At 73.1% G+C, this 14,909-nt stretch carries 15 protein-coding genes; 10 read left to right on the forward strand and 5 right to left on the reverse strand.

Annotation, left to right across the window (positions count from 1 at the left end):
• Positions 1 to 373: 373 nt before the first annotated feature.
• Positions 374 to 1,708 (reverse strand): FliI/YscN family ATPase, encoded by a 1,335-nt coding sequence (locus tag E2C05_RS20180; RefSeq protein ID WP_240046800.1) that lies wholly within the window; start codon positions 1,706 to 1,708, stop codon positions 374 to 376.
• 218 nt (positions 1,709 to 1,926) lie between these two features.
• Here E2C05_RS20180 and E2C05_RS20185 point away from each other — a divergent pair, with 218 nt between their 5' ends.
• From E2C05_RS20185 to E2C05_RS20220, 8 genes are all read left to right on the forward strand, one after another.
• The gene (locus tag E2C05_RS20185) at positions 1,927 to 2,328 is read left to right on the forward strand and encodes a flagellar basal body rod protein FlgB (protein ID WP_133221461.1); all 402 of its coding nucleotides are present in this window, start codon (positions 1,927 to 1,929) and stop codon (positions 2,326 to 2,328) included.
• A 2-nt stretch (positions 2,329 to 2,330) separates the two neighbouring features.
• Entirely contained in the window at positions 2,331 to 2,774 is a 444-nt protein-coding gene (flgC, locus tag E2C05_RS20190) for a flagellar basal body rod protein FlgC (RefSeq protein WP_133221462.1), read from the forward strand.
• Between the two features lie 8 nt (positions 2,775 to 2,782).
• Positions 2,783 to 3,073: a flagellar hook-basal body complex protein FliE gene (locus E2C05_RS20195; RefSeq protein ID WP_133221463.1), complete on the forward strand. Its 291-nt coding sequence runs from the start codon at positions 2,783 to 2,785 to the stop codon at positions 3,071 to 3,073.
• Positions 3,074 to 3,130: 57 nt separating this feature from the next.
• On the forward strand, positions 3,131 to 3,394 hold the full coding sequence (locus E2C05_RS20200) for a flagellar biosynthetic protein FliQ (RefSeq protein WP_133221464.1): 264 nt from the start codon (positions 3,131 to 3,133) through the stop codon (positions 3,392 to 3,394).
• A gap of 13 nt (positions 3,395 to 3,407) precedes the next feature.
• Positions 3,408 to 5,471: a flagellar biosynthesis protein FlhA gene (gene flhA / locus E2C05_RS20205; RefSeq protein ID WP_133221465.1), complete on the forward strand. Its 2,064-nt coding sequence runs from the start codon at positions 3,408 to 3,410 to the stop codon at positions 5,469 to 5,471.
• Between the two features lies 1 nt (position 5,472).
• Positions 5,473 to 6,231: a flagellar biosynthetic protein FliR gene (locus tag E2C05_RS20210; RefSeq protein WP_240046801.1), complete on the forward strand. Its 759-nt coding sequence runs from the start codon at positions 5,473 to 5,475 to the stop codon at positions 6,229 to 6,231.
• Positions 6,232 to 6,247: 16 nt separating this feature from the next.
• A complete protein-coding gene (locus E2C05_RS20215) occupies positions 6,248 to 7,327 on the forward strand; it encodes an EscU/YscU/HrcU family type III secretion system export apparatus switch protein (RefSeq protein WP_133221467.1) in 1,080 nt (359 codons plus the stop codon).
• Positions 7,328 to 7,556: 229 nt separating this feature from the next.
• Positions 7,557 to 9,953 carry a putative bifunctional diguanylate cyclase/phosphodiesterase gene (locus tag E2C05_RS20220; protein WP_158292252.1) on the forward strand — a complete coding sequence of 799 codons (2,397 nt, stop codon included), beginning with the start codon at positions 7,557 to 7,559 and terminating at the stop codon, positions 9,951 to 9,953.
• Positions 9,954 to 10,077: 124 nt separating this feature from the next.
• Here the strand turns inward: E2C05_RS20220 and E2C05_RS20225 are convergent, their stop codons facing one another.
• Genes E2C05_RS20225 through E2C05_RS20240 form a run of 4 tightly spaced genes read right to left on the reverse strand, consistent with a single transcriptional unit; the run spans position 10,078 to position 12,841 of the window.
• The gene (locus tag E2C05_RS20225) at positions 10,078 to 10,752 is read right to left on the reverse strand and encodes a MotE family protein (RefSeq protein WP_133221469.1); all 675 of its coding nucleotides are present in this window, start codon (positions 10,750 to 10,752) and stop codon (positions 10,078 to 10,080) included.
• A 1-nt stretch (position 10,753) separates the two neighbouring features.
• Positions 10,754 to 11,287, reverse strand: coding sequence for a hypothetical protein (locus E2C05_RS20230; protein WP_133221470.1), 534 nt, complete (start codon positions 11,285 to 11,287; stop codon positions 10,754 to 10,756).
• A gap of 27 nt (positions 11,288 to 11,314) precedes the next feature.
• Positions 11,315 to 12,325 carry a FliM/FliN family flagellar motor switch protein gene (locus E2C05_RS20235; RefSeq protein ID WP_240046802.1) on the reverse strand — a complete coding sequence of 337 codons (1,011 nt, stop codon included), beginning with the start codon at positions 12,323 to 12,325 and terminating at the stop codon, positions 11,315 to 11,317.
• Positions 12,326 to 12,334: 9 nt separating this feature from the next.
• On the reverse strand, positions 12,335 to 12,841 hold the full coding sequence (locus tag E2C05_RS20240; protein ID WP_133221472.1) for a flagellar basal body-associated FliL family protein: 507 nt from the start codon (positions 12,839 to 12,841) through the stop codon (positions 12,335 to 12,337).
• Positions 12,842 to 12,963: 122 nt separating this feature from the next.
• Between E2C05_RS20240 and fliF the strand changes: the two genes are divergently transcribed.
• A complete protein-coding gene (fliF, locus tag E2C05_RS20245; protein WP_133221473.1) occupies positions 12,964 to 14,568 on the forward strand; it encodes a flagellar basal-body MS-ring/collar protein FliF in 1,605 nt (534 codons plus the stop codon).
• The coding region (locus E2C05_RS20250; RefSeq protein WP_456306510.1) for a hypothetical protein at positions 14,565 to 14,909 on the forward strand (345 nt) is incomplete at its 3' end. The genes fliF and E2C05_RS20250, both read left to right, overlap by 4 nt.

Raw genomic sequence — 14,909 nt, forward strand, 5'->3', positions numbered from 1 at the left:
GCGGTCATACCGACCGCGGTTCTCCGGCGTCCACATCCCGCCAAATCGCGCACCACCCGCCGCAACCCGCCAGTCACAACCGATTCAGATGACTCACCATGTTCCCGGATGGACACTGAGGCGAAGGACCGCGCCGCCGCCAGCCTGGCGCGGCGCGGCGGTCCCCGCCGGCGCGCGGACCGCCGGCCGGCGGGTGCTCCCTGGGATGGATCGCGGCGGGCCGCGACCGGCCTGCCGCCCATGGGGCAAGGGGCGGGAGCGTTGCGGCGTTCGGGGCTGACCGCGCTCTGCCAGGGCAGGGCCATGCCGTTTGGTCGTCGCCTGGACCGGCCAGCCGATCCAAGCCGCCCTTCCGGCCCTTCCGGCGGCCGCCTCAGCCCTCCCCTTCGCCGCCGAGGACCATGGCCAGCCGGGCGAAGGCCTCGGGCGCAGGGGCGCGTTCCGCGATGCCCTGGCTGAGGAAGGCTTCCAGCCCCGGTTGCAGGCGGATCGCCGCATCGACCGCCGGGTCGCTGCCGGCGCGGTAGGCACCAAGGCGGATCAGCTCGGCCATGTCCGCATAGGTCGTCAGCTGCCGCCGCCCCTCGGCCAGCAGCGCCATCTCCTCCGCCGCATGGCAGCCCGGCAGGGACCGGCTGACCGAGCGCAGCACGTCGATCGCCGGCCAGCGGCCGCGCTCGCCGATCTTGCGGTCGAGCACCAGATGGCCGTCCAGGATGCCGCGCACCGCATCGGCGATCGGCTCGTCATGGTCGTCGCCATCCACCAGCACGGTGAACAGGGCGGTGATGTCCCCCTCCCCCTCGGGGCCCGGCCCGGCCCGCTCCAGCAGCGCCGGCAATTCGGTGAAGACCGAAGGGGTGTAGGACCGCGCCGTTGCTGGCTCGCCGGCGGCCAGGCCGATCTGCCGCTGCGCATGCGCCAGGCGGGTGACGGAATCCAGCAGCAGGAAGACCTGCCGTCCTTCCGCGCGAAAATACTCGGCAACGGCCAGGCTGGCCTGCGCGGCGCGGCGTTGCGCCAGCGCCGGCTGGTCCGAGGTGGCGACCACCACCACCGAGCGGCGGCGGGCAGCCTCGTCCAAGGTGCGGTCGAGGAATTCCCGCACCTCCCGCCCCCGCTCGCCGACCAGCCCGACGACGATGACGTCGCTTTCGACGAACCGCGCCAGCATGCCCATCAGCGTGGACTTGCCGACGCCGGAGGCGGCAAAGACGCCCATGCGCTGCCCGCGGCAGATCGGCGTGAAGACGTCGATGGCGCGGATGCCGGTTTCCAGCCGGCGGCCCAGCAGCTTGCGGCGCAGCGAATCCGGCGGCGGGCTGCGCAGCGGCGCTGGCCGTCGGCCCGCCGGCAATGGCCCGGCCCCGTCCAGCGGCTGCCCCAGCCCGTCCACCACCCGGCCCAGCCAGGCATCGCAGGGAAAGAGCATCGGCGCTTCTCCCAGCAGGATGCGGCCGCCCGGCGCCAGGCCTTCGGTCCGGCCTTCGGGCACGGCGACCGCGCCACCGGGGCCGAAGGCCACCAGCTCGGCCGGGATCGGCGCGGCGCCGGGCCGCAGCAATTGCAGCCGGTCGCCGACCGAGAGGCTGCGGCCGAGGCCGACCACGGTCAGGCTTGCCCCGCGAACGCCGGCCAGGGTGCCCCAGCGTTCCGCCCGGGGCAGCCGGCCGATCTGCGCCGCCGCATCGGCCAGGGTGGCGGCCAAGCGGGGAGAGGGAATGGTCGCCGACGGGCGGCCAGGGGTGTCTGCCGGGCTGGATGTCACGCTGCGCTTCCCAGAGGGCCTCGGCCGGGACAGGCCGCTGACCGAGTTTCGCGCAGGGCCGCCATCACGTCCATGCGAAAAACTATGGAACTCAACCATAGATGCGATTATTGATGCCTCATATCACACCATATCTCGCGGTGCTGCGGAGAACCCACATGCTCGACGGCATCGACGTCTTCCGCGTCACGGGCGCGCGCATGCGCTACCTGGCCGAGCGGCAGAACCTGCTGGCGCAGAACATCGCCAATGCCGACACCCCGCACTACCAGGCGCGCGACCTGAAGGGCTTCGCCTTCGACAGCGCCCTGCTGCGCGCCATGCCCGGCGCGCCGCTGCCGCAGGCGGCGACGCGGGCCGGCCATGTCACCGATGCCGGGCCGGGCGCCGCGCCGCTGCGCGGCCGCCGTGCCTCCAACGGCGAGGACCCGGACGGCAACACCGTCGATCTCGAGGAGCAGATGCTGAAGCAGGCCGACGTCGCCCGCGCCTACGACCTGGCGACCACCGTCTACCGCCGCAACGTCGCGCTGCTGCGCACCGCCGCCGGGGGCCGCTGACCATGCCCTATCGTGGCTCCCCCGTCGGCGGCGTCGGCGCGATCGGCCAGGCCATGGCCACCGCCGCCTCCGGCATGTCGGCCCAGGCCGTGCGCATGCGCCTCGCCGCCGAGAACCTGACCAATGCCGAAAGCACCGCGGCGGTGCCCGGCGGCGACCCCTACAGCCGGCGCGTGCTGACCTTCGAGCAGCAGGTGGACCGCGCGTCCGGCGCCCGGCTGGTGGTGCCCGGGCGCATCACCCGCGACCCCGGCGAGTTCCGCCTGGAATACGACCCCGGCCACCCCGCGGCGGATGCGCGCGGCTACGTCAAGCTGCCCAACGTCCAGCCGCTGGTCGAGCAGGCCGATCTGCGCGCCGCGCAGGTGTCCTACGAAGCCTCCGTCGCCGTCGTGCAGCAGGCCCGCTCCATGTACGCCAAGACGCTCGAGATCCTGAAAGGCTGACCCTGGCCATGACCCCGCAGACCGCCGCCATCCAGCCCGTCTCCGTCGCCATGCGTGCCTATGGCGCCCAGGCCGCGACCCGCAGCGATTTCGGCAGCATGGTGGGCGACGCCGCGCGCGGCGCGCTGAACACGCTGCGGCAGTCCGAGACGACCAGCGCCCGCGGCGTCGCCGGAACCGCCGATGTGCAGGAGGTGGTGCAGGCCGCCGCCTCGGCCGAGCTGACCGTGCAGGTGGTCAGCCAGCTGCGCGACCGCGCCCTGGCCGCCTATTCCGACATCCTGCGCATGGCGGTCTGACGCCGCACCGCCCGCCGGGAGAATCTTCATGCGCCATCCGCCCCGCGGCGCCGCCCGATGAACGAGGGCGACGTCGTCGAGATCCTGCGCAGCGGCTTCTGGGCCACCATCATCGTCGCCGGCCCGCCGCTCATGGCGGCGCTGGTGACCGGCCTCCTCGTCTCCATCCTGCAGGCGCTGACGCAGATCCAGGAGATGACGCTGGCGGCGGTGCCGAAGATCGCCGTCACCCTGGTCGTCGTCATGCTCAGCCTGCCGCTCGGCTTCGCCGCGCTGCGCGCCTTCATGGACGAGATCGCGCACCGCATCGTCGGCCTCTGACGGACCTATCGACATGGGCATCCTTGACCGGCTGAAGCGCGGCCTGGGCCACCAGGACCTGCTGTTCGCCGCGGCACTGGTCGTGCTGCTGGCGGTGCTCGTCCTGCCGATGCCCACCTGGCTGGTGGATATCGGCCTCGCCACCTCCATCACCCTGTCCGTGCTGATCCTGATGGTCGCCATCTGGATCGACCGGCCGCTCGACTTCTCCGCCTTCCCGACCGTCCTGCTGATGGCGACGATGCTGCGGCTGGCCCTCAACCTCGCCACCACGCGGCTCATCCTCGCCAACGGCCATCAGGGGCTGGAAGCGGCGGGCGGGGTGATCCACGGCTTCGCGTCCTTCGTCGTCGGCGGCGACTTCATCATCGGCGTGATCGTCTTCGCCATCCTGATCGTGGTGAACTTCGTCGTCGTCACCAAGGGCGCGACGCGCATCGCCGAGGTGGCGGCGCGCTTCAGCCTGGACGCCATGCCAGGCAAGCAGATGGCCATCGACGCCGATCTGGCGGCCGGCACCATCGACGACAAGGAGGCGCGGCGCCGCCGGCGGGAGCTGGAGGACGAGAGCGGCTTCTATGGCGCCATGGACGGCGCCTCGAAATTCGTCCGCGGCGACGCGGTCGCCGCCATCATCATCACCGGCGTCAACGTGCTGGGCGGCATCGTCATCGGCACCCTGCGGCACAACCTGCCGCTGTCGACCGCCGCCTCGCACTACGTCACCCTGTCGATCGGCGACGGCATCGTCTCGCAGATCCCCGGCCTGATCGTCTCGATCGGCGCCGGCATGCTGGTGACCAAGGGCAACCTGCGCGGCTCCGCCGACAAAGCGCTGGTCGGCCAGCTCGGCGCCCAGCCGAAGCCGCTCTACCTCGCCGCGGCGCTCGCCGGGCTCTTCGCCCTGCTGCCCGGCTTGCCCTTCATGCCCTTCATCGTCCTCGGCGCGCTCGCCGCCGGCGGCGGCTGGCTGGCGCATCGCAGCGCGCAGCGCGCCGCCCAGGCCGCGGCGGAGCCCGCCGCCGGCGCAGGCGCCGCTGCGGCCGAGGAATCCATCAACGACCTGATCCGGGTGGACGAGGTCTGCCTCGAGCTCGGCATGGGCCTGGTGCCGCTGACCGCCGGGCGGCAGGGCGGCATCGCCGACCGGGTCAAGAAGCTGCGCCGCTCCTTCGGGCTCGAATTCGGCTTCGTGCTGCCCGCGGTGCGCATCAAGGACAACCTCAACCTCGCCTCCGGCGAATACTCGGTGCAGGTGCAGGGCGTGGAGGTGGCGCGGGAGACGATGATGCTCGGCCGCCTGCTCGCTTTCTCCCCCGGCGGGCAGGAGATCGGCATCCCCGGCATCGACACGCTGGAGCCGGCCTTCCGCATCCGCGCCCGCTGGATCGATGCCGAGCACCGTGAGGCGGCGATGCGGGCGGGGCTCACCGTCGTCGACCTCGAGACGGTGGTGACGACCCATCTGGCCGAGCTGCTGAAGACCCATATGGCGGCGCTGCAGGGCTATGCCGCAACCCAGCGGCTGCTGGACGGTCTCGCGCAGGAGCACCAGCGCCTCGCCGCCGATCTCGTCCCCGGCCTGCTGCCGCTCTCCTCGGTCCAGAAGGTGCTGGCGACGCTGCTGGCCGAGCGGGTTTCGATCCGCAACCTGCCCCTGATCCTCGAGGCGCTGCATGAGGCAGCGAGCTTCACCCGCAGTGTGCCGCAGCTTGCCGAGCATGTCCGCCAGCGACTGGCCATGCAGATCTGCCGCGGCCTGGCGCAGGAGGACGGCAACGTCACCGCCCTGGTCCTCTCGCCGGAGTGGGAGCGGGAGGTGTCCGAGGCGATCATCGAGGAGGGCGACCAGCGCAGCTTCGTCCTCGCGCCATCCAGGGTGCAGGAGCTGGTGGGCAACATGCGCAGCCGGATCGGCGAGGCGACGGCGCGCGGCGACTGGCCGGCGATCCTCACCTCCGCCCCGGCGCGGCCCTTCATCCGGCAGCTGGTGGAGCGGATCAATCCGACGATCGCCGTGATCTCCCATGCCGAGCTGCACCAGCGCACGCGGCTGCGCACGGTCGGCCAGATTTAGCGTGGAGGCGGCGCTCGCCCTGCAGGTCGCGCTGCCGGCGGAGCTGCATCGCCTGCTGCTGGTCTTCTGCCGCATCTCGGCGGCGCTGCTGCTGCTGCCGGGCTTCGGCGATGCCGGCGTGCCGGCGCGCATCCGCATCCTGGCCGCGCTCGCCATGGCACTCTGCCTCGCCCCGGTCGCCGGGCCGGCAACGGCCGGCGCCACCACCTGGGACACGCTGCGGATGCTGCTGGCCGAGATCACCGCCGGCATCGTGCTCGGCCTGCTCGGCCGGCTGGTGGTGGCGGGGATCCAGACAGCGGGCCAGGTGATCGGCCAGTGCATCGGCCTGGCCAATATCTTCACCACCGGCATGGGGCCGGACGCCACGGCCACCCTCGGCGCCGCCATCCAGGCCGGCAGCATCGCCGCGCTCTTCGCCGTCGGCGGCCACCATGCGGCGCTGCGCGCGATGGCCGAGAGCTACGAGGTGGTGGCGCTGGGCACGCTGCCCGACCTGCCGCAGACCGCCGCGCTGCTGGTCGGCGCCGTCGCGCGCTGCTTCGCCCTGGCCGTGCAGCTTTCGATGCCCTTCCTGGTGCTGGCGCTCGCGGCCAACCTCGCCATGGCCGGGATCAACCGCGCCCTGCCGGCCATGCCGGTCTTCATGATCGGTGCGCCGGCCCTGCTGCTGGCCGGGCTCTACCTGCTGGCGGCCACCGCGCCCTCCCTGATCGGGGAGGCGCTGGGCGCGCTCGGCCAGGGCCTGCGGCTGCGCTGAGACGAACGGGGGCGCGATGTCGGAGGAGGACGGCCAGGAAAAGACGCTCGACGCCTCGCCACGCAAGCTCGAGGAGGCACGACGGCGCGGCGACGTCCCCATCTCGCGCGAAGGCGCCAGCTTCGGCGTCCATCTCGCGGTGCTGGTGGCGATCGGCCTCGGCGGCCATCTCCTCGCCGGGCATCTTGCCGCCGTGCTGCTGCCCTTCATCGAGCAGCCGGAGGGCTGGGCGGACCTGAACGAGGTGGGGTTGCGCGATGTCGGCCTTGGCCTCGCCGGCGCCGTCGCGCTGGTGCTGCTGCCGCTCCTCGGCCTGATGATCGCGGGCGGCCTCGTGCCCTACCTGGCGCAGGGTTCCTGCGTGGTGGCGGCGGAGCGGATCCGGCCGAAGCCCTCTCACCTTTCGCCGATGCGCGGCCTGAAGCGCATCTTCGGCCTGAAGGCGCTGGTGGAATTCGGCAAGTCGCTGCTGAAGGCCACGGCCTCGGCTGGCGCCGCCTATCTGGTCATCCGCCCGCTCTTCGACCGCAGCCCCGGCTTCGCCGCGCTCGACCCGGTGGCCTTCGTGCCTCTGGCACGGGAGGTGCTGCTGGCCCTGCTCGGCACCGCAACGCTCGTCTACGGCGTGATCGCGCTGTTCGATGTCAGCTTCCAGCAGTTCGAGTATCGCCGCCGGCAGCGCATGAGCCTGCAGGAGATGAAGGAGGAGCTGCGGTCCACCGAGGGCGACCCACATGCCAAGGCGCATCGGCGCAAGCTGCAGCGCCAGGGCTCCAAGCGGCGGATGCTGGCCGAGGTGCCGAAGGCGACGGTGGTGATCGCCAACCCCACCCACTTCGCCGTGGCGCTGCGCTATCGCCGCGGCGAGGATCCGGCGCCCGTCTGCGTCGCCAAGGGGGTGGATGCGGTGGCGCTGCGCATCCGCGAGGCGGCACGCGCGGCCGGCGTGCCCGTGGTGGAGGAGAAGCCGCTGGCCCGTGCCCTGCACGCCAGCGTGGATATCGGCGACACCATCCCCAAGGCGCATTTCGAGGCGGTGGCGAAGGTGATCGGCATCGTCTGGGCACAGGCCGGCCGCAAGGCCGCGCGGCGCTGAGCCGCCGAGGGGGCCGGAACCCGTCCGGGGCCTTGGACCGGACTGCCGCCTGGCATCGCCCGCCACCTGGCATCCCGCGCCAGTCGCCGGCGCGCCGCCGGGATGCCGGCGGGATGAGGCACGCGGCGCGGCCTGCGGAGAACAATGAAAGATTATTCTGCGGCATCGACCTCCCGCAGGTCCGGCATGGCGTCCCATGCCGCCCGGCGAGGCGAGCGGAAAGCGAGAGATGCTGCGCGTGATCGGCTGCCTGTCTGACGAGCACGACCCCTGGAGACTGGCCGGTGCCGTCCTGATCTGCGCCCTGGCCAGCCTGACCGCCTGTCTTCTGCTCGGCCGCATGCGCGCTGCGGATCGCCTCGGGCAGGCGCGGCGGCAGCGGCTCTGGCAGGGCCTCGCCGGGCTGGTGCTCGGCGGCGGCGCCTGGATGACGCATTTCGTCGCCATGCTGGCCTATGATCCCGGCCTGCCCACCGGCTTCGCCCTCGGCCCGACGCTCGGCTCGGCATTGCTGGCGGTGGCGGCGGCGGTGATCGGGGCAGGCCTGTGCCGGGCGAGGCCCGGCGCCGATGCCGGGTCCCTCCGTTGCCTGCTCGGCGGCGCGCTTGCCGGGGCGGGCATGGGCAGCATGCATTATCTTGGCATGGCCGGGCTGCATATGCAGGCCTGGCTGCGGTTCGACCCGGCCTTCGTCGTCGTCTCCCTCGCTTCCGTCATGCTGCTGGGCGCCCTGGCCTTCCGGCTGGCCAGTGGCGCCGGGCCGCGGCCCCATCTGCGCGCCGCGCCGGTGCAGGTTGCCGCCATCGCCGCCGTCCACTTCATCGGCATGGCAGCGGTCGAGGTGTTCCCCGACGGCGCGCTGCCGGTGCCCGATGCGGCCGGCGATCACCGCCTGCTCACCCTCGTGCTCAGCCTCGGCGCCATCCTGCTGCTGCTGGCCGGCCTTGCCGCCCTGCTGTTCGAGGCCTGGGCCGAGACGCGCTGGCAGGCGCAGGAAAGCGCGCGGCTGCGCGGCCTGGCCGAGGCCACCTTCGAAGGCGTGGCCATCTGCGACGGCCCGGTCATCACCGAGGTCAACCGCCAGCTTGCCGAGCTGCTCGGGCAGCCGCGGCATGCGGTGCTGGGCGCGCGCATCGACCGCTTCCTCGATCCCGGGCCGGAGCAGCCGGTGCTTGCCCTGCTGGCCGAGGCGGAGCGGCGACCGGTGGCGGCGGGCCTGACCGGCAGCGGCGACCAGCCCGTGCCCGTCGAGCTGCGGGTCAGGCCGCTTGCCTCCGGCGCCGGCCAGCGACGGGTGGTGGCGGTGCGCGACCTGCGCGCCTCCCTCGCCAGCGAAGCGCGCATCCGCCACCTCGCGCTGCACGATCCGCTCACGGATCTCGGCAACCGGCTGCTGCTGCGCGAACGCCTGGTGGACGAGGTGCGGCAGGCACGCGTGACGGGCCGTGGCCTGGCGGTCCTTTGCCTCGACCTCGATCGCTTCAAGGCGGTGAACGATCTGCACGGGCATGCCGCCGGCGACGAGCTGCTGCGCCAGGTCGCCGGCCGGCTGCGGGCCGAGCTGCGCGAGGCCGACTTCGCTGCGCGGCTGGGTGGCGACGAGTTCGTGGTCCTGCAGTCCGGCGTCGACCTGTCCCGGGCGTCGAGCCTGGCCAAGCGGTTGAACGCGGTGCTGGCGCGGCCCTACGCCCTGCAGGCCGGGCAGCAGGCCTCGGTCTCCGCCTCGATTGGCGTCGCCGTATTCCCGCTCGATGGCGATGCGCCGGATGCGCTGCTCACCCGCGCGGACATGGCGCTGTATCGCGCCAAGGAGGCAGGGCGGAACGGCTTCGCCTTCTACGACCCCGAGATGGAAGCCGAGACGCGCACCCGCCGCCAGCTGGAACAGGATTTGCGCCGGGCCGAGGAACGGGGCGAGCTGCAGCTGCTCTACCAGCCGCAGGCCGAGGTCGCCTCGGGCCGGATCAGGGGCTTCGAGGCGCTGCTGCGCTGGCGCCATCCGGAACGGGGCATGATCCCGCCCGACCTGTTCGTCCCGTTGGCCGAGGCGAGTGGCGCCATCATGCCGATCGGCGCCTGGGTGCTGCGCCAGGCCTGCGCCGAGGCGGCGGCCTGGCCGCGGCCGCTCGACATCGCGGTCAACATCTCGCCGGTGCAGATCCTGCACGGCGACCTGGTGGCGCTGGTGACCGAGACGCTGCGCGAGACCGGGCTGGACCCGGCGCGGCTGGAGCTGGAGGTGACCGAGGGCGTGCTGATCCGCGACGGAGCCCAGGCCCTCGGCGTCCTCACGCGCCTCAAGGCGCTCGGCGTGCGGGTGGCGATGGACGATTTCGGGACCGGCTATTCCTCGCTCAGCACGCTGCGCGCCTTCCCCTTCGACAAGATCAAGGTGGACCGCAGCTTCGTGCGGGACCTCGACACCTCGCCGGAGGCCGCGGCAATCGTGCGCGCGGTCCTCGGGCTCGGGCGCGGGCTGGGCCTGCCGGTGATCGCGGAGGGCGTCGAGACCGAGGCGCAGCGCCAGGCGCTGGCGGCGATCGACTGCGCCGCCATCCAGGGCTACCTCATCGGCCGCCCGGCGCCGATCGGCAGCTTCGGCACCGCGCTGGGCCGGCTGGGCTGATCCCGCCGCGGTGCCCCGCCGGGGCGGCCTGCGCGTGCATCTGGGCACGCAAGCCGCCCCCGGTCAGCGATCGTGGAGCGGATGCGCGCCGCGCGACGAGCGGGACGCGTGATCCGCCCTGGGCTCAGCGCCGGAAGGCCTCGCGCCGGCCGGCGATCTCCTGCGTCACCGCCAGCGCCGCCGGCGGCTCCATGGAAGCGAGGATCGGCCCGGCCTGGCGGTCGGGGATCTTCAGCAGCACGGCGGCCGCGCGCGTCGCCTCCAGCCGCTCCAGCACCTTGGCGGCCTGCGGCGGCTTCATGTTGACGTAAAGCGCGACCAGCGCCTCGAGATCGGCCTCGGCCACCGCGGTCTCCCGCACCACCAGCTTCTCCACCTCCTGCCGCATCCGGCCCAGCTCGCCGAGCTGGGTGCGGGCGAGCGTCTCGGCGGCGGCGGCGCGGGCCTCGCGCAGCTCCAGCTCCCGCTCCCGTCGCTCCAGCTCCGCCTGACGGCGGGCCAGCTCGGCCAGCATGCGGGCATCCACGGCGCGGTCCTCGCCCAGCGGGTTGGCGCGCGGCGTGCCCGCCAGGGTGGCGGCGCTGACCGGCACGGCGAAGGCGGTGCCGTCCCGCATCGCCACCGGCCGCGGCCGGGTCTCGGCCGGCGCCAGCTCGGGCAGCAGGTCGGCCAGACCGGCAACGCGGGCCGGCAGCATGGCCGCCAGGCCGAGCGCCAGCATGGGCAGGCCGAGGCGGGGGCCGAGGCGCAGCCGGGCCCGTTTCCGTTCGGTCGGCGGCGTCGTGCGGCGAAAGGTCATGTCAGCCCACTTCCAGCTTGAGGGTATGGCGCGCATCCGTCTCCATCAGATCGGCGGCGCGCAGCGAAAGGGTCGGGGCGAGGGCGAGGTCATGCGCCAGCAGCCGCCCGGCGGCCTCCGGCCGGGCGGCCGGCTCGCCGGCCAGGCGGCGGGCGAAGCCGAGCGGCTCCACCTCCTCGCGCGGCAGCGCCGCGGCGCGGGCCGCCGTCACCCGCTTGGTCTGCCGCACCGCCTGGTCGAGGCGCGTGGCGATCTCCTCGGCATTGCGCGAGGCGACCGTCAGCTCCTGCGCCACCTTGCGGCAGCTGGTGAGCTTGGCATCCACCTCGGCCACGCCGTCGCGCACCTTGCGGGCGATGCCGCCGGCCGAGGCGTCGAGCCGCTGCGACGCGGCGTCGAGCTGCTCGATCACCTCCCCGGCGGAATCGAGCGCGCCGCGCAGGCTGCCCATGCGGCGGTAGAGCAGGCCGATCCAGCCGGCCTGCCCGACCAGCAGGACGATGCCGGCGGCATCCAGCATCTGGACGAAATTCATGCGGTTCTCCGTGCGGGGTGCCCCGCTTCAATTCGGCCAGTTCGGTTCGATGACGCGTTCCTCGACGCGCAGCACCAGCCGGTCGTCCTGCGACGCCATCTGGGCGCGGCAGACCAGCAGGTCCTGGCAGAAGACCTCGATCGCCTCCCCCCGCCGGCGATCGAGCCGCAGCTCGGTGCCGGGCCGCCAGGCGGCGATCTGCGAGAAGGGCACGTCGCGGCTCTCGACCACCGCCCGCAGCTCCAGGGCGGCGCGCGGCAGCTCGTCGATCAGGTGGTTGCGCCAGATGCTGTCGCCGCCCTGCTTGCGGCCCAGCACCTCCTGGCTCAGCAGGTCGCGCACCGGCTCGATCGCGGCATAGGGCAGCAGGAAGTCCACGGTGCCGCCGCGGCCTTCCATGGTGATCTCGGCCCGGAAGGTCACCGCCGAGGCGGTCGGCTTGGTGATCAGCGCATAGCCCGGCGTGATCTCGAAACGCTCCAGCCGAAAGGTCGCCGGCGCCACCACCTCGAAGGCGCGACTGAGATCCTGGGTGACGACCGAGACCAGCTTCTCGACGAAGGTGCGCTCGATGGGGGTGTAGGGCCGCCCCTCGATCCGCTGGACCGCGTTGCGCCGGCCGCCGAGCAGGATGTCGACGATCGAGCCGATCAGGCGGGAATCCACAGCCGCCAGGCAGTAGCCGTCCCATTCCTCGATCCGGATCACCCCGATCAGCGCCGGCAGGGTGACGTTGTCGAGGAAGGCGCCCACCCGGATCGGGCGGACCCGGTTGATCACCACGTCGGCATTGTCCGCCGTAAATTTTCGCACACTGCTGGTCAACAGGCGGGCCAACCGGTCCACCACGATGTCCAGCATCGGCAGGCGCTCGTAGCGCACCGCGCCGCCGACCAGCGCCTCCAGCCCCAGCTTCTCGGGCTGGGTGGAGGCCGTGTCGGGCCCGCCGAACAGGCTGTCGATATCGCCCTGGTCCATCTGCGTCGCGGCGGTACCCCAGCCGGCTTCGGCCTCGGCGTCGCCCTCATCCCCGCTCATGCCCATGGCTCAGGCCACCACGAAGCCGGTCACGAGGACGTCGCGCAGCACGCCGGGGCCCAGCAGCAGGTCGACGCGGCGGAACAGGTCGGCCCGCAGCCGGTCGAGCGCCAGCGCCCCCTCAAGCTCTCCGTCGCGGAGCGTTCGGAGATAGGTCACCAGCCCGTCATAGAGCCGCGGGGTGACCACATCGGGCCGCAGGAGGGCGGGGTCGCCGGCGACCTCGAGCGCGAGGGTGAGCTTGAGCTGCCTCGGCCGTCCGCCATTGGTCAGGGTGACGGTCATCTCCGGCAACTCGATGAAACCCGGATGGACCGAGGCGTGCTCATCGGCTTTCGCGGGCAGCAGGCCAGCCACCAGCGCGGCAGCGCCGGGGACATAGAGGTAGGCTGCGGCCCCACCGCCGCCCAGCAGGACCAGGGCGGCGACGAGGATGATGGCCCCGCGACCGCGGCGGCGCTTTTCGCCTTTCGCTTTCGCAGCGGGGATGGCAGGGTTGGCAAAGGTTTCGGACATGCGGCTTCTCGCGCCCCTGGGAAATTTCGCGCGACATCTCGATCGCTGGTTGATATAAACCGTCCATCGTTTTTCGCGCCACGCCAAAATTCGCGCCGTGGCGGTTCAGGACGGAAGACCGAATGTCTGTGCCGGATGTGCGAACCGCTGTGGGCGGGCTCGAGTTCAAGGAACTCGGCCAGGGGATCGGCCAGAGCCTCAGTCAGAGCCTGGCGCGGCTCGGCCCGACGAAGCTGGCCGCGCTCGGCGGCGTCGCGCTGGCCGCCCTGCTCGGCGTCTTCCTCGTTGCCCGCTCGCCGCACCAGCCGAACCGGCTGCTCTATTCCGGGCTCGACCCCGGCGAGGCCGGTCGCATCGCCAGCCGGCTGGAAGAGCTGAAGATCCCGATCGAGGCGCGCGGCGACGGCACCATCCTGGTGCCGGAGGACCAAGTGGCGCGGCTGCGCATGCAGCTCGCCGCCGAGGGCCTGCCGCGCCAGGCCGGCGCCGGCTACGAGCTGCTCGATCAGGCCAACCCGATGCAGATGACCTCCTTCATGCAGCGGGTGCAGCGCCTGCGCGCGCTGGAGGGGGAGCTGGCGCGCACCATCCTCGCGCTCGGCAGCGTGCGGACCGCCCGCGTGCATGTGGTGCTGCCGGAGCGCGAGGGCTTCTCGCGCGAGACGCCGCCGCCCACCGCCTCGGTCACCGTCACCACCCAGGGCGGTCAGCGGCTCTCGGCCGGGCAGGCCGCCGCCATCCGGGTGCTGGTGGCCGGCGCCGTGCCGCGGATGCGGCAGGAGGACGTCTCGGTCATCGATCCGAACGGCGTGGTGCTGGCGGCCGAGGGCGGCACCGCCGCCGGCGCCGGCCGCATCGCCGACCTGAAATCGGCGCAGGAAGCCACGCTGCGCCGCGCCGTGCTGGAGCTGCTGGAGCCGATCGTCGGCGCCGGGCGGGTGCGTGCCGTCGCCGCGGTGGAGCTGGAGGGTGCCCGCTCGGTCTCCCGCGAGGAGAAGTACGACCCGCTCGGCCAGGTCGAGCGCAGCCGGCAGACCCAGACGGAGAGCGAGAGCAGCGAGGACAGCAAGGGGCGGGAGCCGGTCACCGTCGGGCAGAACCTGCCGAACCAGGGCGTCAACCAGAACCAGCAGCGCACCACCTCGCAGAGCCAGCGCGGCGGCGAGACCATCAACTACGAGATTTCCTCCCGCACCGAGGAGACGGTGCGCGAGCCCGGCGCGGTGCGCCGCCTGAGCGTGGCGGTGGTGCTGGACGGCGTCCCGGGGCCCGACGGCGCGGTGCGGGACCGCAGCCCGGCGGAGCTGGAGCGGCTGGCGACGCTGGTGCGCAGCGCGGTCGGCTTCGATGACAAGCGCGGCGACCGCGTGACGGTCGAGCAGATGCGCTTCCGTGCCGAGGACGCGCCGGGGACGCTGGCCGAGGCCGGGACGGAGCAGGCCTCGGCCTGGCTCTGGTGGAGCCTGCCGCTGGGCGCGGCGGTGCTGCTGGGCGGCGCCGGGCTGTGGCAGCTGCGCCGCCGGCGGCAGGCCGCCACCATCGCCCTGGCGGTGGCGCCGCCGGAGGATGCGCTGCTCACGCCGCTCGAGGAGCAGATCGCCAGCATCAGCCCGAACCTCAAGGTCACCATGGGCTCGCTCACCGCCCTGCAGGAGATGGTGGACGACCGGCCCGAGGAAGTGCTCGCCGTCCTCCGCACCTGGATCGAGGAAGGCAGCCCGGCATGACCCGGCCCTTCCTGCCGCCCCTGCTCACCACCCTGACGGGGCCCGGCGGCGACCTGGCCGAGCGGCTGGCCGCCGAGGAGCGGCAGCGCGACGCCGCCTTCCAGGCCGGCAAGCTCAAGGGCTTCGAGGAGGGCTATGGCCGCGGCCAGGAGGACGGGCTGGCGGCCGGCCGCGCCGAGGGCCGCGAGGCGGCTGAGCGCGAGGCCGAATCCCGCGGCCGGGACGGCGCCGCCGCGGCGGCGGCCACGCTGGCCGCGCTGCAGGCCGCCCGCGCCGCCGACCGCCAGGCACTGGATGCCGAGTTGCGGGCCGCGCTCGCCGCGACGCTCGCCGCGCTGCTG

The sequence above is a fragment of the Paracraurococcus ruber genome (assembly GCF_004353985.1).
GTDB classification, from domain to species: Bacteria; Pseudomonadota; Alphaproteobacteria; order Acetobacterales; family Acetobacteraceae; genus Paracraurococcus; species Paracraurococcus ruber.

What these genes read in the sequence shown, in the direction of transcription:
- flgC (WP_133221462.1), top strand. Translation starts at nt 2,331, where the DNA reads ATGCCCTATCGTGGCTCCCCCGTCGGCGGCGTCGGCGCGATCGGCCAG.
- E2C05_RS20200 (WP_133221464.1), top strand. Translation starts at nt 3,131, where the DNA reads ATGAACGAGGGCGACGTCGTCGAGATCCTGCGCAGCGGCTTCTGGGCC.
- E2C05_RS20185 (WP_133221461.1), top strand. Translation starts at nt 1,927, where the DNA reads ATGCTCGACGGCATCGACGTCTTCCGCGTCACGGGCGCGCGCATGCGC.
- flhA (WP_133221465.1), top strand. Translation starts at nt 3,408, where the DNA reads ATGGGCATCCTTGACCGGCTGAAGCGCGGCCTGGGCCACCAGGACCTG.
- E2C05_RS20240 (WP_133221472.1), bottom strand. Translation starts at nt 12,841, where the DNA reads ATGTCCGAAACCTTTGCCAACCCTGCCATCCCCGCTGCGAAAGCGAAA.
- fliF (WP_133221473.1), top strand. Translation starts at nt 12,964, where the DNA reads ATGTCTGTGCCGGATGTGCGAACCGCTGTGGGCGGGCTCGAGTTCAAG.
- E2C05_RS20235 (WP_240046802.1), bottom strand. Translation starts at nt 12,325, where the DNA reads ATGAGCGGGGATGAGGGCGACGCCGAGGCCGAAGCCGGCTGGGGTACC.
- E2C05_RS20230 (WP_133221470.1), bottom strand. Translation starts at nt 11,287, where the DNA reads ATGAATTTCGTCCAGATGCTGGATGCCGCCGGCATCGTCCTGCTGGTC.
- E2C05_RS20215 (WP_133221467.1), top strand. Translation starts at nt 6,248, where the DNA reads ATGTCGGAGGAGGACGGCCAGGAAAAGACGCTCGACGCCTCGCCACGC.
- E2C05_RS20220 (WP_158292252.1), top strand. Translation starts at nt 7,557, where the DNA reads ATGCTGCGCGTGATCGGCTGCCTGTCTGACGAGCACGACCCCTGGAGA.
- E2C05_RS20225 (WP_133221469.1), bottom strand. Translation starts at nt 10,752, where the DNA reads ATGACCTTTCGCCGCACGACGCCGCCGACCGAACGGAAACGGGCCCGG.
- E2C05_RS20195 (WP_133221463.1), top strand. Translation starts at nt 2,783, where the DNA reads ATGACCCCGCAGACCGCCGCCATCCAGCCCGTCTCCGTCGCCATGCGT.